Annotated in this window: 21 protein-coding genes and 1 tRNA gene; 6 read left to right on the forward strand and 16 right to left on the reverse strand. The window is 38.3% G+C overall.

Annotation, left to right across the window (positions count from 1 at the left end):
- Positions 1 to 694 precede the first annotated feature (694 nt).
- The 4 genes from QPK98_RS15065 to QPK98_RS15080 all read left to right on the forward strand — a co-directional run bounded on the left by QPK98_RS15065 (position 695) and on the right by QPK98_RS15080 (position 5,876).
- Positions 695 to 2,173, forward strand: coding sequence for an exonuclease domain-containing protein (locus QPK98_RS15065; protein ID WP_310994294.1), 1,479 nt, complete (start codon positions 695 to 697; stop codon positions 2,171 to 2,173).
- A 168-nt stretch (positions 2,174 to 2,341) separates the two neighbouring features.
- The gene (locus QPK98_RS15070) at positions 2,342 to 3,745 is read left to right on the forward strand and encodes a TolC family protein (RefSeq protein ID WP_310994295.1); all 1,404 of its coding nucleotides are present in this window, start codon (positions 2,342 to 2,344) and stop codon (positions 3,743 to 3,745) included.
- On the forward strand, positions 3,735 to 4,700 hold the full coding sequence (locus QPK98_RS15075; RefSeq protein ID WP_310994296.1) for an HlyD family secretion protein: 966 nt from the start codon (positions 3,735 to 3,737) through the stop codon (positions 4,698 to 4,700). The genes QPK98_RS15070 and QPK98_RS15075 overlap by 11 nt, the downstream gene beginning before the upstream one ends.
- 6 nt (positions 4,701 to 4,706) lie before the next feature.
- Positions 4,707 to 5,876, forward strand: coding sequence for an ABC transporter permease (locus tag QPK98_RS15080; protein WP_310994298.1), 1,170 nt, complete (start codon positions 4,707 to 4,709; stop codon positions 5,874 to 5,876).
- Between the two features lie 19 nt (positions 5,877 to 5,895).
- Here QPK98_RS15080 and QPK98_RS15085 read toward each other — a convergent pair whose 3' ends face one another.
- The 6 genes from QPK98_RS15085 to acnA form a co-directional block, all read right to left on the reverse strand.
- Positions 5,896 to 6,549 carry an HAD family hydrolase gene (locus QPK98_RS15085; RefSeq protein WP_310994299.1) on the reverse strand — a complete coding sequence of 218 codons (654 nt, stop codon included), beginning with the start codon at positions 6,547 to 6,549 and terminating at the stop codon, positions 5,896 to 5,898.
- 89 nt (positions 6,550 to 6,638) lie between these two features.
- Positions 6,639 to 7,058, reverse strand: coding sequence for a CBS domain-containing protein (locus QPK98_RS15090; protein WP_310994300.1), 420 nt, complete (start codon positions 7,056 to 7,058; stop codon positions 6,639 to 6,641).
- A 69-nt stretch (positions 7,059 to 7,127) separates the two neighbouring features.
- Positions 7,128 to 8,150 carry an LLM class flavin-dependent oxidoreductase gene (locus QPK98_RS15095; protein ID WP_310994301.1) on the reverse strand — a complete coding sequence of 341 codons (1,023 nt, stop codon included), beginning with the start codon at positions 8,148 to 8,150 and terminating at the stop codon, positions 7,128 to 7,130.
- A gap of 2 nt (positions 8,151 to 8,152) precedes the next feature.
- Positions 8,153 to 9,220 (reverse strand): NADH:flavin oxidoreductase/NADH oxidase, encoded by a 1,068-nt coding sequence (locus QPK98_RS15100; protein WP_310994302.1) that lies wholly within the window; start codon positions 9,218 to 9,220, stop codon positions 8,153 to 8,155.
- A gap of 56 nt (positions 9,221 to 9,276) precedes the next feature.
- Positions 9,277 to 9,603, reverse strand: a complete 327-nt coding sequence (locus QPK98_RS15105; protein WP_310994303.1) for a hypothetical protein — start codon at positions 9,601 to 9,603, stop codon at positions 9,277 to 9,279.
- A 69-nt stretch (positions 9,604 to 9,672) separates the two neighbouring features.
- Positions 9,673 to 12,453, reverse strand: coding sequence for an aconitate hydratase AcnA (acnA, locus tag QPK98_RS15110; protein ID WP_310994304.1), 2,781 nt, complete (start codon positions 12,451 to 12,453; stop codon positions 9,673 to 9,675).
- A 297-nt stretch (positions 12,454 to 12,750) separates the two neighbouring features.
- On the opposite strand from acnA, the gene QPK98_RS15115 reads away from it, so the two are divergent.
- Positions 12,751 to 13,707 carry a lysylphosphatidylglycerol synthase domain-containing protein gene (locus tag QPK98_RS15115; protein ID WP_310994305.1) on the forward strand — a complete coding sequence of 319 codons (957 nt, stop codon included), beginning with the start codon at positions 12,751 to 12,753 and terminating at the stop codon, positions 13,705 to 13,707.
- On the forward strand, positions 13,704 to 14,828 hold the full coding sequence (locus QPK98_RS15120; RefSeq protein ID WP_310994306.1) for a glycosyltransferase family 2 protein: 1,125 nt from the start codon (positions 13,704 to 13,706) through the stop codon (positions 14,826 to 14,828). Before QPK98_RS15115 ends, QPK98_RS15120 begins: the two co-directional genes overlap by 4 nt.
- 30 nt (positions 14,829 to 14,858) lie before the next feature.
- On the opposite strand, the gene QPK98_RS15125 is transcribed toward QPK98_RS15120, so the two are convergent.
- The 10 genes from QPK98_RS15125 to trxA form a co-directional block, all read right to left on the reverse strand.
- On the reverse strand, positions 14,859 to 15,338 hold the full coding sequence (locus QPK98_RS15125) for a hypothetical protein (protein WP_310994307.1): 480 nt from the start codon (positions 15,336 to 15,338) through the stop codon (positions 14,859 to 14,861).
- Positions 15,339 to 15,380: 42 nt separating this feature from the next.
- A complete protein-coding gene (locus QPK98_RS15130) occupies positions 15,381 to 16,520 on the reverse strand; it encodes a tetratricopeptide repeat protein (RefSeq protein ID WP_310994308.1) in 1,140 nt (379 codons plus the stop codon).
- Complete coding sequence (locus QPK98_RS15135; RefSeq protein ID WP_310994309.1) at positions 16,517 to 17,812, reverse strand: M56 family metallopeptidase; 1,296 nt, start codon at positions 17,810 to 17,812, stop codon at positions 16,517 to 16,519. The genes QPK98_RS15130 and QPK98_RS15135 overlap by 4 nt, the downstream gene beginning before the upstream one ends.
- Complete coding sequence (locus tag QPK98_RS15140) at positions 17,809 to 18,177, reverse strand: BlaI/MecI/CopY family transcriptional regulator (protein WP_310994324.1); 369 nt, start codon at positions 18,175 to 18,177, stop codon at positions 17,809 to 17,811. Before QPK98_RS15140 ends, QPK98_RS15135 begins: the two co-directional genes overlap by 4 nt.
- A 155-nt stretch (positions 18,178 to 18,332) precedes the next feature.
- Positions 18,333 to 18,887: a nitroreductase family protein gene (locus QPK98_RS15145; RefSeq protein ID WP_310994311.1), complete on the reverse strand. Its 555-nt coding sequence runs from the start codon at positions 18,885 to 18,887 to the stop codon at positions 18,333 to 18,335.
- A 374-nt stretch (positions 18,888 to 19,261) separates the two neighbouring features.
- Positions 19,262 to 19,335: transfer RNA gene (locus QPK98_RS15150), tRNA-Asp, on the reverse strand.
- Between the two features lie 457 nt (positions 19,336 to 19,792).
- Complete coding sequence (locus tag QPK98_RS15155) at positions 19,793 to 20,722, reverse strand: DUF58 domain-containing protein (RefSeq protein WP_310994312.1); 930 nt, start codon at positions 20,720 to 20,722, stop codon at positions 19,793 to 19,795.
- Between the two features lie 190 nt (positions 20,723 to 20,912).
- Positions 20,913 to 21,377, reverse strand: coding sequence for a copper resistance protein NlpE (locus QPK98_RS15160; RefSeq protein ID WP_310994313.1), 465 nt, complete (start codon positions 21,375 to 21,377; stop codon positions 20,913 to 20,915).
- Between the two features lie 93 nt (positions 21,378 to 21,470).
- A complete protein-coding gene (locus tag QPK98_RS15165; protein ID WP_310994325.1) occupies positions 21,471 to 22,055 on the reverse strand; it encodes a ClpP family protease in 585 nt (194 codons plus the stop codon).
- A 128-nt stretch (positions 22,056 to 22,183) separates the two neighbouring features.
- Positions 22,184 to 22,501 (reverse strand): thioredoxin, encoded by a 318-nt coding sequence (trxA, locus tag QPK98_RS15170; protein ID WP_310994314.1) that lies wholly within the window; start codon positions 22,499 to 22,501, stop codon positions 22,184 to 22,186.
- Position 22,502 lies beyond the last annotated feature (1 nt).

The following is a 22,502-nucleotide window of genomic DNA, read 5'->3' on the forward strand; positions in this document are numbered from 1 at the left end:
GTAAAATTTGAAGTGAAGTTCCCGTAAAATTTTAGGCTGTTTGAGCCAGCAAAGATAATCATCAAAGCAATGGATTTAAAGGCGAGTTCCTAAAATTTAGGGGACGAACAAAAAATTTAGAGAAGATTTCGTAAGCCTAGATTTTTTTGGTTCGTTTTTTCATCAATGGAAAAAATGAACAGGTTAAATATTTAGGACAGGATTGGATTGAAAACTAGATAAAATTGATTAAACATACTTTTTAATCGATAAATTTTGATGCTAAGTATAATAGCATGCTGTCATTAAATAAAAAATATTCTAATTGCCTATTATCTGTGACTCAACAAATTTTCTCACTCTTTTAATCGGACACTAATGATTCTAAAATAGTAGTGTCCGATTAAAATAATTAAAAAACCACTTGTTTCAACAATAGTAAGCTTTTAGAATAATATTTAAATATAACACCTTGCTATTGAGATTCCAATAAAGGATAAACATTTTAAAAATATGCATAACGGAATTAACCTAATTATCAACACTTTACAATTCTAGTCGTACGTCGTTAGTCATTTAGCGCAGCGGTCGTGCATCTTTGTCGGACACTAATGATTCTAAAATAATATTTTTTGGATTATTTCCATTTTACGGGAAATAATCCAATACAATCAAATAGATTTTCTTACATTTGTTTTCCCAGCAAAAACAAGAAATGAATTCTTCCCTTTTCGCAGTTATAGATGTAGAGACTACTGGCGGTGGCATTGCCGGCAATAGGATTACTGAAATTTGTATTGCCCTTTTGAAAGATGGTGAAGTGGTTGATAAATTTACGTCCTTGGTAAATCCAGAGCGAGACATTCCGCAGCACATTACCACATTAACCGGGATTGACAATGAAACGGTAGCGGGTGCTCCACGATTTTTTGAAATAGCCGAAAAAATTGAAGATTTTACGCAAGACGCAATATTTGTAGCGCATAATGTCAGTTTTGACTATAACGTAATTCGCGGTGAGTTTAGGCGCTTGGGGCAACATTACAATCGCAAAAAACTATGTACAATCCGGCTTTCGCGGAAATTAATTCCGGGTCATCTATCGTATAGTTTAGGCAGGTTGTGTAGTACTATTAACATCCCACATCTAAACCGTCATCGAGCAGAAGGAGATGTTGACGCAACGGTAATTCTTTTTCAACGCTTGCTTTCACTCGATGAAGACTCTGAAATTATAAATACATTTTTGAATCCGCGTTCCAAACAAGCTACGCTCCCACCCCATCTTCCTTCAGAACAGATTGACGAACTTCCTGAAGATGCGGGAATCTATCTTTTTAAAAACCAAAAACACCAGGTTATTTATGCTGGGAAGGCAAAAAATATAAAAAAACGAGTACTCTCACATTTCTATAATAAAAAAACCAAGGAATATCAGCTAGGGCAAGAAACGCACTTTATAGATTTTGAACGTACCGGAAACGAACTGGTAGCACTTTTAGTAGAATCGGAACACATCAGAAAGCACTACCCAAAGTTTAATCGCGCCCAGAAATGGCCGGCTACTACCTATGAAATCATTAACTATGAAAACCAACGCGGCATTATTCAGCTGGCTTTGGCAAAAACCAAAGTGGTCCACGATTCGGTAAGTACGTTTTATAATAGAACCGAAGCCACCGAAAAGCTAGAAGAAATCTGCGAAACCTTTAAACTATGTCCGCGTTTTTGCACCCTGCAGAGCAATACAGAAAAATGCTCCCACTACCGACTCAAAAACTGTGAGGGAATCTGTGAAGAAACAGAGAGCGTAGCCGAGTACAATAAAAAAGTTAAGGCTGCTATGCAATCGTTAAAAGAGAACAACCCAAGTTTTGCCATTCAGGGAAAAGGACGAACCGACGCCGAAATAGCCTTTGCTTTGGTTGTAGCAGGAGAATATCGCGGGTTTGGGTTTTTTGATCGGAATGATGCCATCTGCAATATTGAAGATTACGAACCTTTCCTAAAACCACAGCACCCCACGTACCACACTCATGCCATTATCCGAAGTCATCTTAAAAAGCACGGCGAGCGCAACGTAGTTCGTTTTGAAAACGCACCTCAGCTCTCAACCAATAGACTTAAAACAATGAAAAAGAAATCGGTTAAAGCAGAAACGGAAAACGTACTTGCCAACCTTTTAGGTTTTTAGAATCCAATCCTTTCCCATTTTCCTTTACCTGAATGAATTCGCCTCAATTATTTTTTTCTGTATATACCATCACTACTATTTTACATCTGTAAGGATATTCAATTTTATTATTTTAAAACCCATACGTTATTTTTTGTAATTTAGCTTTGCCTCACAAAAACACATAACATGTTTAAGTATAAAAAGCTTTTTTGGATGGGTATAATGTTGCTATCTATCCAGATATCGGCGTTTGGACAAAGTTTTGTTGAAGAAGTTTTAAAAGCCCCCATTCAAAAAGCCATTTCGGAAAGTTCAGAAATCCACCTAAAACAATTAAAAGGAGACGGCACCCAAATGGAAATGGAAGCTGTAAAGGCTAAAAAATTCCCACACATTTCTTTTATGGGCGGATATGGATATTCGTATTTTCATTTAAGCCAGAAATTTCCTGTACAGTATTTGCCCATCACAGGAACGGCCATTTTTGAAAACGCCATTGTTTCCGATTTTCAAACCCAATTTTTAGCAGGAGGCATTTCTGTACGCCAAGTAATATTTGCTGGTCTTCAAATTTCTGAAGGGGTAAAAGCTTTGGAACAAAAAGCCAAGGCCGAACGTTTTTTGGCAGAAGCCAACAAGGAGGAAGTAGCGAAGGAAGTTATCTTAACCTTTGACCAATTAATGCTACTAAACGAAGTAGATAAACTGCTCAAAGACTCCGAAAAAAGATTGGCTAAGGAGCATCAAAAGGTTTTAAAAGCCCTAGAAAATGGCCTTGCGATTCCTTATGATAGAGATAAAATTAAATTGGCCATTTTAGAATTGGAAGAAAAACAGATAGAAGCTGATGGTAATAAGGCGGTATTATACGCTAAACTTCAATACCTCACAGATATGGAAAAAGGTGAACTGGAAAGCATTGGCTATCTATTACAGCCTTTTTTAATTAATAAGGAAGGTTTGAGCACAGACAATCGAGTGGAATTGAAGGCCTTAGAATCAGGAAAAAAAGCAAACGAACATGTTTATAAAAAAGAAAAGGGCGGTAGATTTCCCACGGTTTTTGCCTTTGGAAATGTATCTTATTTCAATGCCTTTAATTCCAGTCTTACGTTTCGTGACGCTCCCGTAGCGGGTGACGTAAAGCTAGAATCAGACCGTTTTGGATTAGAACCAATGGCAGCGGTAGGCGTAGGTTTAAAATGGGATTTGTTTCAAGGCGGAGCCCATAACAAAAAGCTTAAACAAGCCGAAATTGACTTGGAAATAAGCGAAATAAAACTAGAGAAAACTCGGAAGGAACTTGAGCTTTTATTTCATAAAAACAAGGCCGATCTGGAAACCTCTGAAAAAAAGGTAGGCGTTGCCAAACAAAAACTAAAGATGGCCAAAAACAACTTAAATTTAGCCACCAAGCAATACGACGCTGGCCTGATTGATTTAACAGAACGATTGGCATCTGAAAACCAATTGTATAAAGTAAACCTGAATTATTTCCGCCAAATTTTAAACCAGCGAAGTGCTGCAGTAGAACTCCTTCTAGGAACTGGCGAATTGTTACAAACTATAAATATTAAGAATGAAAAATAGCATAGTATTATTCATAGCTTCCCTTACCTTTTTTGTGTCTTGTAATAAGAAGAAAATTGACCCTGCTTTTATGGGAAAAATTGAACGTGATCAGATTTCCGTAGTTACCAAAGTTCCGGGAACTATTGATAGCATCTTAATAACGGAGGGAGCTAATATAAAAAAAGGAGACACGCTGGCCGTTCTTGATATTCCGGAAGTGGATGCCAAAAAACAACAAGCAGAAGGGGCTTTAACCTCAGCAGAGGCCCAATATCAAATGGCAGTAAAAGGAGCCACAAAAGGCCAGCTAAAACAGTTGCAGAACAAGGTAAATGGACTAAAAGAGCAATATGAATTTGCTCGTAAATCAAAAGATAGGTTACAAAAAATGTTACAGGATAGTTTAGTTCCGCAACAGCGTTTTGACGAAGTTTATGCAAAGTTCCAAGGTGCCAGAAATCAATATGAAGCAGCAAAAACCGAACTGGAAGAGGCTAAAACCGGAGCTAGAATAGAACAACAAGCTATGGCAAGGGGTCAAGAATTGCAAGCCCAAGGTGCGGTTTCGGAAGTATCTGCTGCAGAAGATCAAAAATATATGATCGCCCCACAAGACATGTCGGTAGAAAACATCAACCTAAAAATTGGTGAGCTGGCTTTGCCCGGTTATCCAATAATAAGTGGTTACATTAATTCCTCCGTGCATTTTAGATTTACAATTGCCGAGGAGCGCTTAGGAGATATCACGAAAGGAGAAAAGGTAAAGATAAAAGTACGCTATAAGGAAATGGAATTAATCGATGGTAGAATTACATCTATAAAAGCCTTGAGTTCTTATGCAAACATTGCCACGGCCTATCCCGATTTTGATATGCAACAAACTTTATTTGAAGTCTTGGTTCGACCTACAAACCCAGAAAAAGTAAAAGATCTGGTTACCAAAGCAACCGTTTCCTTAGAATTTCAGAAATAATTCGCTGTGAAGAAATTTATCCAATTAATAAAAAGAGAATTTCGGCTGTTTTTTAGCAATAAGGTGCTGAGGCTGCTGTTTATTGGAGCTCCAATTTTGTACGGGGTGTTAATAGGCGGAGTGTATCACAAAGGAAAAATAACCGACCTTCCAGTGATTGTGGTAGATCAGGACCATAGCCCGATGAGCACTAAATTTATCGACATGTTAGAAGAGAGCGAAAGCGTTGAAGTAGCAGCAGTACGCCCCTCGTTATTCGGTGTAAAGGATAAAGCAATTGATTTGGAAGCCACTGTGATAATTGATATCCCCAAGGGATTTGCAGCCGGAATTCAACAAAATCGCCTCCCTGAAATTACGCTTTTTGTCGATGCCTCCAATACCTTGACATCCAATACCGCCTTGATGGCTGTTAATACCGTGGCCATGACCATGAAAGCCGGAATCCAGATTGAGTCACAAATGAAAAAAGGGGTGCCGCAATATATTGCTTCGCATAATTACGAACCCTTTAAAACCACCATTATAAAGCAAAGCATCCGTAGCGGGAATTACTTGTTTTTTATGTTACCTGGAGTTTTGTTGACGGTTTTTCAGCAAATATTATTACTCGGTCTTGCCTTGAGTTTTGCCTCGGAATATGAAAACGAAACCTTTACCGAATTGGTAGAGAAAATGCCAAATCCCTTTGGGATGTTAGCCGTAAAAATAGTTCCATACCTAATTATGTCTGTCGGTATTATTCTATTGTATTGGGCTTTTTCCAAATATTACAATATGGTAATAGGCGGAGCGTTTTGGGCCTTTATGCTGAGTACGTTGGTTTTTGTATTGGCCGTAAGTGGCATAGGTGTTTTGGTAAGTATTGTTTTACCCAATCAATTAAAAGCTACTGAAGTTTTAATGGTGGTGGCCACGCCAAGTTTTATTTTAAGTGGTTTTACTTGGCCATTGAGTCAAATGCCAGTCTGGGTACAGTCTATTGCCGATTTAATACCCTTGACACATTATCTGAAAATATTCAGGCTACTCTATCTAAACCACGCCGAATTTCATCATATAAAAACCCCTTTAATTACTATGGCGCTTATTGCCGTGGTTTGTCTATCGGCTTCTGCAATAATATTGTATTTTAAAATACGGAAGACAAAAAGACTTTTAAAGGCTTCGCAATAAAGATAGCATCAATTAGATATTAGAGATTCGTAAGGTTTGCGTACGCTATTTCCTTAAAGCTCGTAATCACCTTATCTGCTTTGCTATAATCTTGATTAACGGAGTGTGGGCTTTTAAAACCTACACAATAAATATTTGCAGCTTTGGCAGCGGTTATACCATTAGTAGAATCTTCAATTACCATGCAGTTGTCAACATGTTCTCCAGCGAGCTGAGCGGCTTTTACAAAAATTTCAGGATGCGGTTTTGACGCTTTTAAATCGGCACCGCTAATTTTTGCCTTAAAATATTTATTAAGATCAAACCTATCAAAAATACGATTGATATTAGGCATAGACGCCGAAGACGCTAACACCAAAGTCAAGCCGTTGTTGTAGTAATCTTTAATCAGCTCGTAAACACCATCTATAAGCGCAAAGTCAGTATCATTATCAAAAAGATACTTAAAATGCTTCCTTTTTATTTTCACTAAGGTTTCAGGGGCTTCAGAAAGATTGAAGTGTTCACATAAATCTCGGCATATTGGCAAAGTAGCCTGCCCCGTATAGCTATCATATAAGGCTTCATCTACATCAATATTCACCTCTTCAAACATTTTGAAATAGGCTTTTCGGTGCAAGGGTTCAGTGTCAACTATAACCCCATCCATATCAAATAATACGGCTTTCAACATATCTTTCGTTTTTTGCGAAGATACTATGGTTTGTTGAAAGCCAATACTATTTAAAGCAATTTATACTTTTCAATATCGGAAAAAGGTATCTAAAACTGGGCTATTAGGTAATTGATTAAATCGGTAGTGGTAACAATGCCAACAAGCTTTCCGTCATCCACTACGGGCAAGGCATGAAATTCCTTTTTTGCAAGAATTTCGGCAACTTCTTTTATAGATGAAGTAGATTCAACACTCACTAGATTTTTCGCCATAACTTGTTCTATCGTAAACATATTATAAACCGTTGTGTCAATGTCAGTCTCATCTTCGCCAATTGAATCGGCAAAACTAATTCGCAACAAGTCCGTATAGCTTAAAATTCCAATGATTGCCTCGCCACTTACCACGGGAATATGCCGTATTTTCTTCGATTTAAATATTCGTTCTGCGGTCTCTAAATCATCCGTATGGTTTAACGTGATGACATTTTTGGTCATAATTGATGAAATCGGTTCTCTTTTTTTCATGATATTTATCCTTTTAAATTCTTCTATAAATTTCTAAAAATAGAACCACTTAAAGTATGACCGTAGTCATTAAACGGAAGAATCTTGCTTTAGTTGAGCCAATAACTCAAAAGATTTAAGTCTAGCTTCCTGATCATGGATATATGCAGCCGTAATAATCTCGTTTACTTGTGTTTCCGCAATAAAGCCAAGAATTTTATTGCGAACCGTTTCCTTGCTTCCCACAAAAGTATATCGCATCATTTTTGAAACGTGCGCTTCTTCCATTGGGCTCCAAAGTCCGTTCATGCTTTTTACTGGCGGCGGAAGTGGGGAGCGCGTGTTTCTGATAATATTCAACATAAACAGTTTCATACTCGTGGCCAAGTATTCCGCCTCCTCATCAGTATCTGCTACAATTACATTTACACACGCCATAGCATAGGGTTTCTCTAATTGCTTTGAGTTTTCAAAATTACTGTGGTATAACCGCAGGGCATCGTGCAAATGGGTGGGCGCAAAATGGCTGGCAAAGGCATAAGGCAAGCCCAGCGTTCCAGCTAACTGCGCGCTAAAAGTGCTAGAGCCTAAAAGATATAACGGCACCTCAAGACCTTCGCCCGGAATGGCTCTTACCAGACTGTTTTTATTCGATTTTGAAAAAAACTGTCGGAGTTCCTGTACGTCTTTTGGAAAATCGTTCACCGTTTCTACACGCTCCCTTCTAAGGGCCCGTGCAGTATTTTGATCGGTTCCCGGAGCACGGCCCAGTCCTAAGTCAATTCGGTCTGGATATAAGGTGGCTAGGGTTCCAAATTGTTCGGCGACAATTAAGGGCGCATGATTAGGCAACATTACTCCACCAGAACCCACGCGAATGGTTTTTGTGTTTTCTGCCAAATAGCCAATAATTAGCGGTGTAGCAGAACTTACTAGGCTTTCGGTATTGTGGTGCTCCGAAATCCAAATGCGTTTATAACCTAAGTTTTCGGCGTGTTGCGCCAAGGCAAGGCTGCTTTCCATTGCCGATTTATGGGATTTTCCATCAATTACTGGAACCAAATCCAATATAGAAAACGGAATATTTATGTTGTGCTGTTCTTTCTTATTCATAGTTATAATTTAGCTCTTTGGTATTGTATGGGCCAATCTATCGTATCATTCAACTCATGGGCAGCCTGAAGTGGCAGGTATGGATTTCTAAGGCTTTCTCTTCCGTAGAGAATTAAATCGGCCTTCCCCTGTTTTAATATTTCTTCCGATTGGGAAGCTGTTGTAATTTGACCAACGGCTCCTGTTAAAATATTAGCTTCATTTTTAATCTGCGCTGCAAATTCTACCTGATAACTTGGCGCACTGGGAATCTTCGCTTTTGGAACATTTCCGCCGGTAGAAGTATCTATTACATCCACCCCTAACTTTTTCAATTCAACGGCAAGTTTTACCGAATCTTCAATCGTCCAACCTCCCTCAGTCCAATCGGTTGCCGAAATACGTACAAAAAGCGGTTTTTCATCGGGCCATTCTTTCCGAACAATTTCAGTAACTTCTAGCAAGAGCCGAATTCTGTTCTCAAAACTTCCACCGTATTCATCGGTACGGTTGTTTGCCAATGGCGAATAAAACTGATGAAACAAGTATCCGTGTGCCGCATGAATTTCCACTACATCATAACCCGCCCGGTATGCACGGAGCGTAGCAGCTTTATAATCGTCTTTTACTTTTTGAATTCCTTGCGCATCTAAGGCAATTGGGGCAGGCTCTTCTTCTCTAAAGGGCAAGGCTGAAGAAGAAACAGTTTGCCATCCGTTTTTAGCTTCGGGTGCTATTTTTTTCGCTCCTTCCTGCGGCAATTGATGACTCGCTTTTCTACCGGCATGCGCCAATTGAATTCCAATCAACGCATCTTGCGAATGGACGAAATCTACAATCTCTCTTGGTTTCCGAATATGTTCATCGTTCCAAATACCTAAATCGCCGTACGAAATTCTTCCTTCAGGCGAAACGGCGGTGGCCTCCTGAATTATCAAAGCCGAACCTCCTACGGCACGGCTTCCTAAATGCACTAGGTGAAAATCGGTGGCATAACCATCAATGCCACTGTACATGCACATAGGCGATACCACCGTTCGATTTTTAAAGGTTGTGTTTCTTATTTTTAATGGGGAAAAAAGAATGCTCATTATGTATTGTGTAATAGTTATTTGTTAATGGGTAATTGCTATAGAAAATTTCAAAATTAAAGATAGGCCGTAAAGCCATACCACTTTCTTTTCATTAAATACGCTAAGTCGTGTTCATGACGAAAGGCTTCTCTCTCAAAGGAAATATTTCTATAGGCTTTATTGCGGTTTTTATATTGAATGCAGCGGTACAAAAATTCAAGCCCATACCACAAATAGAAGAAAATCAGTGCCATTTCCAACTGCTGCCGAAGATGAATACGCTCGTGATTTAACAACACGGCATTTTCTTTTAAAGCATGATGCCTTAGGACCACAAAAGGCCAAAGCGTGATGCCATTAAAATTTTTTCGAAGTAATCTAGGGTTTACAATTAAAATCATGCAACTGCTTCTTCCAGATTCTTTAATTTGGGGTCTGCCTAGACAAACCCCAAATTGCGAATCATGAAATTATTTCTTTAAAAACTGGCGCAAAACAAATTGCAGGATACCTTCATTTTGGTAGTATGCAACTTCAATTGGGGAATCCAGTCTTGCGAGAACCTTAAACTCAATTTTCTTGCCATCATCGTTGGTGGCAGTTACCGTTACTTTTTTCAAAGGCGTTAAATCATCTTCAATACCGGTGATGCTGAAAGTCTCTTTCCCCGTCAACCCGTGCGAATCTGCAGTTTCCCCTTCCAAGTATTGAAGTGGAAGCACGCCCATCATGATTAAATTACTTCTGTGGATGCGTTCATAGCTTTCTGCCAAAACGGCTTTTATTCCTAAAAGAATTGTTCCTTTGGCAGCCCAGTCTCGCGACGAACCACTTCCGTATTCCTTTCCTGTGAGTACAACAAGAGGCGTGTCATCTTCAATGTATTTTTCTGCAGCCTCAAAAACCGTCATTTCTTCACCCGTAGGAAGATGAGTGGTATAGCCGCCTTCTTTGTCGGCCAATTGGTTTTTTATACGCACGTTGGCAAATGTACCACGAACCATAACCTCATCATTACCTCGTCTTGATCCATAACTATTGAAGTGTTTTCTTTCAACCCCTTTGGATTTCAAGTATTTTCCCGCAGCTGAATTTTCAGCAAAAGCTCCCGCTGGCGAAATATGATCTGTGGTAATACTGTCGCCCAGCTTTAACAATGCTCGTGCGCCCTCAATATTTTTCAAAGGTTTGGGGTCATCTGGAAGGTCTTTAAAAAACGGGGCTTCCTTAATATATGTAGAGTCATCTTCCCATTGATAGAGTTTATCGTCTGGCACTTCAAGATTTCTCCAAATTTCGTTGCCTTCAAATATTTCATCATAATTCTTTTTGAAGTCTTTTGGTGTAAGCACATCACTCATTACTTCGTGGATTTCATCATCGGTTGGCCAAATATCTTTTAAATACACGGCCTTACCGTTTCTATCGCAACTCAAAGGTTCTTTGGTAAGGTCTATATCTACTCGTCCTGCAATAGCAAAAGCTACCACCAGCATTGGCGACATTAAAAAATTCATTTTCACCTGTGGATGGATACGAGCTTCAAAATTACGATTACCCGAAAGCACCGAAGTTACAACCAAATCATTTTCATCTACGGCTTTTGCAATTTCTGGAGGTAGCGGGCCTGAGTTACCAATACAGGAAGTACAGCCATACCCCACCAAGTGAAACTGCAGTGCCTCAAGATCTTTTAGCAAATCTGCTTTTTCCAAATAATCGGTTACCACTTTGGAACCCGGTGCCAAGGAAGTTTTTACCCAAGGTTTTACGTCTATTCCTTGTTCCCTCGCTTTTTTAGCAACCAAGCCGGCGCCAATCATCACAAATGGATTTGAAGTGTTGGTGCAGGAAGTAATTGCAGCAATGGCAACAGCTCCGTCTGAAAGCATAAACTTTTCGTTACCCTGGGAAATCCACACGGTTTTTAATCCGTTTTTAATCTTTGCTTCAATTTCCACATCGGGTGCGGGATCTTTCGCCGGTTCTACGGGTTGGCTTCCGCCCTCTTCTTTCCAACGTGTGATTGCTTCTTCACGTTCGCCATGCGCAATGTACTTTCTTCCGAAGGAAGCGTGTTCCAGCTCAATAAATTTCTCTTTTAAATCTTTTAGAAGAATTTTATCCTGTGGTCGTTTTGGCCCCGCCACACTGGGTTGTATTTCTGAAATATCCAATTCAAGAACATCGGTATATTCAATTTTATCTTCATTTTCGCGCCACAGCATATTGACTTTGCAATAATCTTCCACAAGTTGAATTTGCTCCTCACTTCGGTTACTACCTCGCATATATTCCAAGGTTTTATCATCTATGGGGAAGTAGGTAATGGTACACCCAAATTCTGGCGACATATTCCCTATGGTAGCTCTATCTGGCACCGAAAGATTATCGAGCCCGGGACCAAAAACCTCAACAAATTTACCAACCACGCCATATTTACGAAGTAAGTTTGCAATAGTAAGTACCAAATCGGTTGCGGTTGTTCCCAACGGAAGTTTTCCGGTAAGTTTTAAACCAATTACCTCTGGGCTTATAAAATAAATGGGCTGGCCAAGAATTGCGGCTTCCGCTTCAATACCGCCAACACCCCATGCAACCACGCCAATTCCGTTTACCATTGGCGTATGGCTATCAGTACCTACTAGCGTATCTGGAATAACCATCCCGTCTCGGGCAATGGCACCTTTAGAAAAATACTCCAGGTTTACTTGGTGGCAAATACCCATCCCCGGCGGTACAACACTAAAATTATCAAACGATCGTTGCGCCCACTTTAAAAAGGTGTAACGCTCCTTATTTCGTTTGTATTCTTCTTCCATGTTTTGCTGATACGCATATTGTGCCGCAAAATAATCTACCTGAACGCTGTGATCAATAACCAAATCTACAGGAATCAACGGATTTATTTTTGAAGCATCTCCACCTTTTCTGGCCATTTCGGCACGAAGGGAAGCTATATCAACCACGGCAGGCACACCGGTAAAATCCTGCATCAATACCCGAGCGGGTTTAAAAGCCACATCATCTTCGCTGCCTTTTGACTTCCAGTTTAATATGGTTTCCAAATGGTCTTTTGTTACAGAAAAATCGTCGTAATTGCGCAGGGCATTTTCCAAAAGAATACGAATAGAAAAAGGCATTTTTGAAATATCATATCCTTGTTTCTCTAATTCGGGCAAACTGTAATAGGAAAGTTTATCTTTGGAAGAATCGAGCGTTTTTTTGAGGTTGTATATATCTTGTTGCATAATAACGTATTTTATACTCTTAAAATTAACGAATTATAACTGAGTCCACACGAAAAGCCTCTCCTTTAACAACCCATTAACAGCCTATTTTGAAGTGAATTTTTAAGGGTTATGGACATTGTTCACTAAAATGGAGTAATTGCGTGTATCTTTAAATTCATATCTTTTTTCATAAAAGGAACGCCATAGAAAACATTCATTATCTACTCGCATTGATTCTAAAAAGTTAAAACGGCAATCACTTTAAAACTGAGCCTAATAGCTTAATGAAAGCATATCATTTAGTACTTTAGCACGATGACCGCCATTTCCTACAAAATAAAAAAACCTTTACTTGTCCTTGCAAAAGTTTTGGTGCTCAGCATTAGCTTTGGTTATATATTTTATAAAATAAACAACGCGCAAACGCTCACTATTGAAGGATTTGCAGCAATCACTCTTTCTAAAGGACCTATTGCCGGATATGTATTGATGTTGGCTCTGCTCTTCGCGGTTGCCAATTGGTATTTTGAAATCCGGAAATGGCAAACCCTTGTTTCTACTTTTAAAAACATCAGATTTAAAACTGCAATGAAACAATCTTTGGCTTCCTTGACGGTCTCCTTGGCAACGCCAAACCGCATTGGAGAGTACGGCGCAAAAGCCCTGTTTTTTGAGGCGAAACACCGTAAAAAAGTATTGTTGCTCAATTTTTATTCGGGAAGCATCCAAATGATAACTACCAGTATTTTCGGCATTATCGGACTTTTATACCTATTTCAAAAATTCAACTTAAGTCTTGCTTATAAAAACATTGCCATATTTGGATGTATTGCCACATCTATTTTAGGACTCGGATATTATTTTAGGAAAAGGCAATTTGGCTTTAAAGGCTTTTCTATTCTGAAAGCTTTTGATTTTTTTAAAAAACTCTGCTTTTCGGTAAAACTGAGAGTTTTTCTATATTCCGTTGTTCGCTACTTAGTCTTTAGCGCTCTTTTTTATGGACTATTATTATTTTTTGGTGCAAAAATTGGCACTTTAGAAGCCCTTTTACTAATCTACGCCATGTATTTTTTGGTTTCTATACTTCCCACATTTTTTATTTTCGATGTAGTAATCCGAAGTGGAATCGCAGTTTGGGTATTTTCATTTGCGGGAGTTCCAGAATTAACCGTTTTAGCTACGGTACTAGCAATGTGGCTTTTAAACTTTGTACTTCCCGCGCTTGTGGGAAGCTTTTACGTAGCCACCTACCAACCCAGTATTTCATGATTATAGGGCTTTCCATACTTTTTGCTAGCTATTTTATCGCTATCATGATTTTGGTCTATGGCTATAAGAAAGTGGCTGTTTTTCCTCCAGCTAGACCAGGAATCTCAAAAAAGTTTAGCTTAATAATTCCCTATCGAAATGAAGCTGAAAACCTTCCTGAGCTTTTAAATTCTATAGCAAAGCTGAAATATCCTAAAGACTTGCTTGAGATACTCTTTGTCAATGATGCTTCAGAAGACCATTCCGAAGCAATTATTATAGCGGCAAGTGAGAAAATTCCGTTTTCCATACACTGCATATCGAATAAGCGCATTTCCAATTCGCCAAAAAAAGATGCCATTTTGGAAGCCATTAAAAACGCAAACCATGAATGGATAATTACCACCGATGCCGATTGTAAACTACCACAAGACTGGTTAAAAAGCCTTGATGCTTTTATTCAACATAAAAACCCCGTGATGGTCTGCGGGCCCGTAATCTATGGGGGCAACAACAGTTTTGTTGAAGATTTTCAGCAGTTGGATGCCTTAAGCCTTCAAGCAGTGGCCATTGGAAGTTTTGGCGTTGGAAACCCAATTTTAAGCAACGGTGCGAACTTTGCTTATACTAAAGATGCATTTTTTAAAGTAAATGGCTTCGTTGGAAACGATCACCTTGCAAGCGGAGACGACGTTTTTCTTTTGGAAAAGATGAGAGCCAAGTTCCCCGGACAGGTTCAGTTTTTAAAATCGGCTCAAGCTATTGTATCAACAAATCCTCAAAAAAACTGGAAAAATGTAATTAATCAACGCATTCGCTGGGCTTCTAAAGTTTCGAAACAGAATAATTTTGCTTCAATGCTGCTGGGTGTACAGGTTTTTTTAGTGAATCTTATACTGCTAATATTACCGTTTTTATTAATCTTCAATTTTGAAAATTGGATGGTTTATACGTTGCTTATAATTTTTAAATTAGCAACCGACTTCGTTTTTATATGGCTATCTGCGCGATTTTTTGACGTGAAAATTCAGCTTTGGAAATTTTTACTCCATACCTATATATATGCAGCGATAAGTGTAATTGTCGTATTGGGAAGTTTTCGTGGCGAGTATTCTTGGAAAGGCAGAAGCTTTAACACCTAATATTGGGTGTAAATTTAACCGTTCTTAAGATTAGTTCGTTTTGATGATTACGGGCAAAGTAAACTGTGTTTTTACCGGAATTCCGCGTTTATAGGCAGGAGCAACGGGCTGAAGCGAATCAACACTTTGCAAGAGCCACTGTTTTAAGTGAGGAAATTCTTTTTGCAAAAGCGTATCCATTTTAATCTTACGAATGGAAAGTTCGCCGTGGCTACTAACTTCAAAATTTACTTTTACGGTGTCGTAAACATCTCGTGCGGCAACCATACTTTCATTGCTAATTGATTTATACAGCTGGGTGCTAATTGTGTTTATAAAACACTCCTTCTGTTTTGACTTTTCAATCGCATTTTCGCAGTTGGTAAAGGAAGGATAGCTATCTACATTACTCCAATCAATTGTTTGAAGCTCTTGGTTATAAATTTCTTCCGAAGAAACTTTTTCAGTCTCAAAAAACTGACAGGAGGTTGCCAGTACAAGGATGAGAATAAAAAGCCACGGATGTTTCATTTCAGAAAAAATTCAATTTGAAAAATACAAAATTACTGAAACTTAATCGGTAGTGAAATGAAGTTCATTTTTTAAATCTGCAACACGGTGTTTTGCCAAATTGCGCATTTTTCCATTTTCGGCATATTTTCTCAAATAAGCCTCATAATAACCAAGCACCAGTTTTTTATCGGCAAAATAATTATCGGCAGCTATCGCCATGCTATAAAGCGCCATTTCATTATTTGGATTATTTGACAAAGCACTTTTTAAAGCTTCCATTTCATTTTTATAGTCTTTTTGTGCTTTAAATACTTTTGCTAGCCCCATATAACTTTTAGACAGAGGAATCTCTTGCAGGGCAATAGCAATATTCAAATGACGCTCTGCCTTCTTATATTCCTTTAAACTTCGGTATAAACCTGCAATTTCTAAATGCCATTTCGCGTTTTTATCATCGTATTCCGTAAGTAATATCTCAAATTGATGTAAGGCTTTTTCAAATTGATACGTGTTCGAATAACAGGAAGCCAAGTTTTCGTGAATTTGAATATTGCCCGCTCCCCGAATTATTAATTTGGAATAGGTAACAATTGCTTCATGATAATCTTTGGTGTAAAATTGTTTTAAGGCAAGCAAGTTTAGAAATCTAATACTCGTGCTATCAGCTACCAATCCTTTGTTGATATATGCTTCCGACTCCACAAATTTTCTGTTTTCAATATGATTACGGGCAATTTTGTAGGTAGAATTAATATGGTTTGTGTCCAATAAATAAACCTGCTTGTAATATTCAATTGCTGTGGAATCGTTTTGAGCCTCTTTTATCAGACCTCTTTTATAAACGAAATTGGAATTATCAGGAAAACGCGATTGAAGATTTTGAAGCACACTATCGGCTTCTTTATAACGCGATAGTTTCACGAGCAACTTAACATATTCAAATTGCGTTTTGGGATTTTCTTTATTTTTGAATAGCGCTTTTTGAAAATATTTGCGCGCTTTACTATTATTTCCAATTGCCTCGTAACTTCTAGCAACTTCTCGATAGCGTTTGGCCTCCAAAAAGTAAGGTATCGCCTTGTTATACACTCCTATTTCAAACAGACTATCTGCCTTTTTGGAAACAGTTAAAGCCGAAGCGTTTTGAGCTTCGGCCTTAAATAATAGCACTAGAAAAAGGAATAAGATTATTTTATTCATTCCACTACGTCAAAAACAATAGGCAAGGAGTAAAGTACGCCAACTTTTTCACCTTTCTGCTCTCCGGGTTGCATTTGCGGAAGCATTTTCACTATTCGCAGTGCTTCTGCCTCTAGCTTAGGATGATTTGCACGTGCCCGAACATCAGCAACCTTTCCTGTTTTGTCAATTTTAAACTGAACGGCAATTCGTTGTCTTCCTTTAAGATCCAGCGTTTTACCCAATTCCGTATTAAAATTATTATTGAGAAATTCGGCTATTTTAGTTGACATGCATTTTTTCATAGTTTCATTGTCTCCAGAACATCCTGGGTATGTGGGCACTTTTTCAATTGCTGCAAACGGTATATCAACATCTCCCTTGTGTTCAGGAGGTGCTGGTGGTGGAGGTGGTGGAGGGATTTCATCAGAAACCTGCTGCTGTTCTTGAAGATTTTCTGCATTGTCCGAACAGGAGGTATATATCAACATACCCCCTAAAATTGGAAGCAATAACAAATACTTCATTAATTTAATTTTTCGTGATTTTGATTTTTGTAACATGATTACTCGTTTTTTGATTAATGATTGCTTGAAGAATGTATTGATAAATGATATTTCTTCGGTCTGAAATACTTCTGAAAGCAAGTTTTGATAGTATTGTTTTTTGTCTTTACTCAAGGCGATCTTGGCATCAGCAATAAATTCATGGAGCGTTGTCATCCGGCTTTGAAACAGGTAGATAAACGGATTAAACCAACAGACAATACGAAGCATTTCGAAAAAAATAAGATCGTAGGTATGTTTTTGTTGCAAGTGTACTTTTTCGTGCGCAATAATACTGGCACGGCTTTCTTCTGAAATATTTTCACCCAGATAAATCGTTTTACTAAAAGAAAAAGCCGCCTTGGTTTTTGGCAAGATTATAAGCTTAGAGCCGTCTTGCTTATATAAAGCCCCTACCGACCTAAGTTTGTGTAATTTATATAATTTCCAGCCAAAAAGAGCTGTGCTAATTACAACCCCAAGTGTCCAAACCCCGAGTAAACTGGGAAGCCAATACGAAGCTTCGCCAGAAATATTTTCCGCAGCTGTGTTGCCAATAACAAGTGTTGGCAACTGAAAAACATATTCCTGCGGAATGTTTTGCTGTATAAACCCGAAACTGAGAAAGGGCAGTGCAAAGCCTAAAACCGGAGCTGCAAGTAAATAGATCCTGTTTAAAGTAAAGAATGTTTCCTTTTTTAGAAAGAGATCATAAACCGCCAAGAACAGAAACTGAAAAACCAATATTTGTAAGATGGTATGTATCATTTTTTGGTTTTTTCAGAATTAATTTCCTTCATAATCGCTTCCATTTCCTGGATGCTGATGTCGTTTTTCTTCATAAAGAAAGAAACCATACTTTTAAAAGAACCTTGAAAATATCCGTCCATTAATTTATTTAAAGATTGGCTGCTATATGCGCTTTTTTTCACTTTCGGAAAATAGATATGCCCTCTGCCCTGCTTTCTATAATCTACAAAATCTTTGCTTTCCAAAATGCGTACAATGGTTGAAACCGTGTTATAGGCTGGTTTTGGTGCAGGTAATTTATCTATGATTGAAGCCACATTCGCTTCCTCCAAATCCCAAAGAATTTGCATTATGTCTTCTTCGGCTTTTGTTAATTGTTTTATTTTTTTGGTCATAAGGTTTTAGATTTATGGCGTGGAACAACAAATGTAACTAATTTTTTAGTTTGAACTAGGTTTTTAGTTAATTAATTTTTAAAAAAACCTCGAGCTTGATAAAAGCATGAGGTTTTAAGGTTTTGATTTTTAGACTTGTGCAATTACATCCATTCCGTTTTTTCTTCAATGGAGGTATTCCGTGTTCCTGCTGGAAGCGCATCGTCATATTTTCCCATATAGAAAAACCCCAAACAATGCTCCCCTTCCTCTAGGTTAAGAAATTCGCCCATCTGTTTTATAAGTGCTGGCGAGCTCCAGTAGGCTCCAATTTTCATTTCGGAAGCTGTTAGCCACATATTCTGAACAGCCATTGCCGTTGCTGCAACCTCTTCCCATTCTGGTACGCGTTCTTTTGGATCTCTCTGCATGCAGATTGCAATTACACATTTGGCTATCGCACATTTATCTATAAGTTTTTTGTGTTTAGTATCGGAGAATTTAGCAGTGGTATTTTTATAGGTCTCCCCCATGAATTTTCCGAGTTCTACCAGCGAATCCCCGTGAAAAACCTTAAATCGCCAAGGTTCTGTTCGCTTATGGGTGGGCGCCCAATTGGCAGCTTCCAGGATACTTAAAATTTCTGCCTTTGTTATTGGGGTATCGTTATACTGTGCAGGAAACACGGCACGTCGATTTTTTATTGTTTTTAGAATCATGTTCTTTTAAAATGTTGATTAATGTTGAATGAAAGATAAGAGAATTTTCAATATACCAAACCCCATATCATGGATCATTCCAATTAAACTAATGGCGGATTTTTGAGAAAGCCCAGGAATTTTTGCATAAACACAACAATTGTTCTTGATCCACAACTTTTGGACTTGATCCCCTACGCGAGAATTTGGTGTAAAACAAAAAAAGCCTCTCCAGTAGGAAAAGCTTCTCATCGGTTCTTCCCGATAGCTATCGGGATTAAACCACAAGCCACTTTTAAGTGACTCAACACAACATCTTCATTCCTGCGGAGGCAGGAATCCCATCAATAACAGTTCAAATCATTAATGAGATGCCTTTCTTCAAAGGCATTATGCGGTCTGGACGAGACTCGAACTCGCGACCCCCTGCGTGACAGGCAGGTATTCTAACCAACTGAACTACCAGACCAATATTATAAACCCGTTTTAAACGGTAACCGACAACAGTCGATTGGTAATATTGCTTCAGCCTATTTAAAGATATAAGCCAATCTTTTTCTCTTGTCAGGTATTCTAACCATCCCGATAACTATCGGGAGAACTACCAGACCAAATTTTCAATCTACCTTCAGGCAAACCCTAACAACAGTTAGGCATAGTGAAAAATTGTTACCAATACATTTTGGAACATGTTCCTTGCTGTATTAAGCGGTGGCAAATATACCACTCCATTTCATTTCCACAAACTATTTTTAAAAAAAAATTAATTTATTATTTCAGTAATTTCTAACATTCTCAAATACTGCATACTGGCAATGGCTTGTTGAGGTTTAAATCCAGAAAAATAAATATTGAAACGAGTACTACAAGTTACGTCACACTCAAACTAAAGCATACCTCCAGCGCAACCGGACAATTACCGCCTATTAACCAAATTTTTGACGCTCCACCAAATAAGTAGTCAAAATGGTATTAAAGCTTTCATTTATATCGGTCAATACATACTTAATTCGATATTGGGCACATCGCAATTGCAACTCTTTAAAATAATTCTGAACGGCGGCCTCATAATGCTCCTTAATATTATCGGCATACAAGTTAATATGTTCTCCCGTTTCAACATCTACAAAACGTTTTGGCCTATTGCTGAAATTGAAATCCACCTCGTGTTTTTTATCGAACGTATGAAATAAGATGACTTCGTGTTTATTGTATTTTAAATGTTGAAGCGCCTCAAAAAGCTTTTCTTCTTCGGCATCACTTTGAAACATATCGGTAAAGAGAAAAACCAAAGACCGACGTTTTAATTTTTCAGCAATTAAGTGAAGGTGTTCATAGGTTTTGGTTTCAGTCTTTTCTTTTGAAGAACCCAAAGCTTCGTTTAACTTTTGAAGTAACATTTGATGATGGCGCTCACTTCCTTTTTCCGAAGCATAAAACTCATATTCGTCACTATAAATACTCATCCCCACAGCATCGCGTTGACGTTTCATTAAATTCATTATTGCCGCTGATGCCAACACCGAGAATCCAATTTTATTAAGCGAATTTATATTGAAATCTTTTAGTGAAGGATAATGCATTGAACTGCTGTTATCCACAATAAGATGGCAGCGCAGATTGGTTTCTTCCTCATAGCGTTTGGTGTATAGCTTATCAGTTTTAGCAAAGAGCTTCCAATCTATATGTTTTGTACTTTCGCCCTGATTGTAAATTTTATGCTCGGCAAATTCAGCAGAAAAACCATGAAACGGACTTTTATGAAGTCCAGAAATAAAACCCTCTACCACCTGCTTCGCTAGCAGTTCAAGATTCTTAAAACCAACAATTTCGTTTATTTCCTTTTCTATATTCACGTGTAAGCACTATTTACAAATCGCTAAGCATCATAACAACCACTCAGCGACCTAAATTTGATCGTTTTATTTGAATTTTATACTACAATAGTTACTTGAGTTCAAAATGAAATTAGAAACTTCAGATTTCTGATTGGTTTTTATTTGTAAGCAAAACTTACTTATAAAAATGCACCCAAGAACTAAAAAATCACTCAATTGTTTTCTTTAGAATATATAAATCGGCCATATCGCCTTTTACCCTATTTCCTTGCATATCGAGCATGAAAATTTGATTCTCCCCCACTTTAAACATTCTGTTGGCGTCTGCGTTCTCTAAAGTGATATTTGAACCTGCATCGTCCCAGTAAAAGTTTCCAGTTGATTTAAGCTCATCGTCTGATTCACCAAGATAGGTTTCAGAGAGAAGGTACGTACCGTCGTCCTTAAGCTCCAGAACCGTTTTAATGCCTTCGCAGTCTGCGCATGGCACCACGCCTTCATATACTCCCGACCAGTCTAGTGAATTTTGGGAGTTATGCCCGTCTATTACGGCGGAATCTACAGTTTCTTCTACTTCTTCAATTTCTTCAGAAGCAACTTCCTTCTTTTCGCCATTTTTACAGCCGAAAAGTATTGTTACAACTAATGCTAATACTAAGGTTGCTTTTTTCATTTTAAATAGATTTAGAGTTGTTCAAAATAAATACAACAGCATTACTTGCTACATACATCCGGAAAGCGCCGCAGCTATGCCATGCCTTTTTATTTACTTCATAATTTCATCTACAATTCCGTATTTTACCGATTCTTCGGCATCCATCCAATGATCCCGATTAAAGTCTTTTAACACCTTATCCATTTTTTGACCACAGTTATCGGCCAATATTCTAGCACTGATCTCCTTGGTCTTTAAAATTTCCTGAGCGGTAATTTCTATATCACTAGCAACACCTCGTGCTCCGCCACTGGGCTGGTGAATCATTACCCGCGCATGGGGCTGAATAAATCGTTTTCCTTTTGCGCCGGCCGAAAGTAAAATACTTCCCATTGAAGCTGCTAAACCCGTACAAATGGTAGAAACCGGACTTTCTATTTCACGCAGGGTGTCATAGATTGAAAATCCTGAGGTTACATAACCTCCTGGGCTGTTGATGTAGAATTTAATTTCGTCATGGTTTAATGCGTCCAGATACATCAATCTATCTACTACATGACGGGCACTTTTATCATCCACCATTCCCCAGAGAAAAACCTTGCGCTCTTCCAATAGTTTACCATCAATTACATCTTGTACTTTATCTGTTTTTCCCATATTAATCTCCGCGAAGGCGGGTGTATTTTTATTATTAATTTCAATTTCAAAAGGCCTCTTAAACGTATCTGCAAACTACGGCAAATATTAAGCTAGACATTTTACTAATATAAAAAAAGGCCTGGCAATACGCCAAGCCTTTTATAGTTTTATTTTATCTAGTTCTGTTACAAAAGCGTATCAATTGCTTCTGCATAAACGTTTTTAGGAGCAACGCCTACTTGACGTCCTACAACCTCACCGTTTTGAAAAACCAATACCGTCGGTATGTTTCTAACGCCGTATTTAGAAGCAAATTCTTGGTTTGCATCTACGTCAACCTTACCTACAACGGCTTTGCCTTCGTATTCTTTACCAATTTCTTCTATGATGGGTCCTACCATTCGGCAAGGTCCGCACCAGGCCGCCCAAAAGTCAACCAATACCGGCTTGTCACTGTTTAAAACCGTTTCTTCAAATGTTGCGTCTGTTATTTCTAATGCCATA

Origin of the sequence: Aequorivita marina (assembly GCF_031631895.2) — a bacterium.
Taxonomy (GTDB): Bacteria; Bacteroidota; Bacteroidia; order Flavobacteriales; family Flavobacteriaceae; genus Aequorivita; species Aequorivita marina.